The sequence below is a fragment of the Flavobacterium sp. P1_E4 genome, assembly GCF_056405915.1.
Genome location: NZ_JBFUBE010000067.1, coordinates 1 through 1,370 on the forward strand (window position 1 = coordinate 1; position 1,370 = coordinate 1,370).

Here is a 1,370-nt window from a genome sequence, read left to right on the forward strand (position 1 = left end):
AAGCTAAATGCAAGAAGCTAAATGCAAGGCACAATTTTTATCCGATAAAATTAGTAGCTTAAAAAAAGAGCCTTCTCAGAAGGCTTTATTTGAATTGTAGGATTGTAAAATTTGAAGATTTTGAGAAAAAAAAGAGGTTTTTTCACAGCCTGACGTTCTGGTACTACAGCGGGTTTGGGACTAAATTAAGCCCATTCTTCGGATTTGCCAAATCATCCCAAATACAAGACCATTTTTCCATTAAGCCAAATGCCCAAATCCGTTATAGTGGGTGTTGGTGGCTGTGTTTTTTATTCAGTTGTTACAGTAAGTTCTTCAGTTTCTGTATTAAACTCTTCATCAATTCTGTGTTGTTTCAGTTTCCATAACCAATAAATTCCACCTAATGGAATTCCAAAAGTCCAAACTGAACCAAGAAAACCCATAAAGCTAAAACTAATCCCAAAGAAAAATTGAAAATCTATAAGTTTGTATGAAAGACCTTCAACAGCTGAATATGTTATTGTTGGGACATTGAAAAATAATATAGCTAAATATTTCAACCATTTTTTTGATAATGTACTTTTCTTAATTTCTCTAATTGCATAAATATTGAAAAGTAAAATTGATAATGGTAAAAAACCGAATAACCAAAAGATAACCATATTTGGTATAGGTGCTTTTACATCAAGTGTATTTATGTTGATTATCTTTTTTGAATTGTCATCAAATAAAACTTGAAAAACTCCAAATTCATTTTCATTTGTAAATTCAATTAATGCAAGTGTAGTATTTGGTGGTGTATTTTCACTTTCAATTGTTGAACGCTTTTTTTCAGATTTCATAAGTGAATACTCAAACTTATCTCCAAAATTTCGTTCTACTAATCCTCGGAATTGCTCCAATCCCAATTTTAAAGTGTCAATGTTTGTGTTTTTACCCATTTCACTTTCCAAAGCCATTTGCGAAACACATTTGTCATAGTCCTTTTTCATTAAGGTTTCCACAAATTCTTTTGTCTTTTCTTTAAAAGTGAAACTATCTTTTATAAAATCACAACTTATAAAAAGTGAAATTGTCAAAAGCAACATTGAAATTCTAATTTTATTCATATTTTCTGTTTTTCTGTTAATCCCTCTCTGCGCTAAAATTACCACCAACGTCAGTCTGTGAAAAAACCTCCGTTTGTATATCACCAAATATAACAAAAAAGTTGTGTCAAAACAGGAATTTTCGTATTTTTAAGAATGCAGCATATCACAGGAATTTCCCGTCATCAGATGCGTTTTTCTAGTTTAGAAGACGCTATAAGTCCCGATAATCAAGTTCGTTTTATAGATGCTTTTGTGGAATTTATTGACCTCACCAAGCTGGGTTTTGCAATACAAAGT

The 1,370-nt window shown here is 31.1% G+C and carries 1 protein-coding gene; it reads right to left on the reverse strand.

Translation table 11 applies throughout. The features are described 5' to 3' along the window. Nucleotides 1–290 precede the first annotated feature (290 nt). Entirely contained in the window at nucleotides 291–1,091 is an 801-nt protein-coding gene (locus AC1DY0_RS19000; protein WP_477190147.1) for a hypothetical protein, read from the reverse strand. Nucleotides 1,092–1,370: the final 279 nt, after the last annotated feature.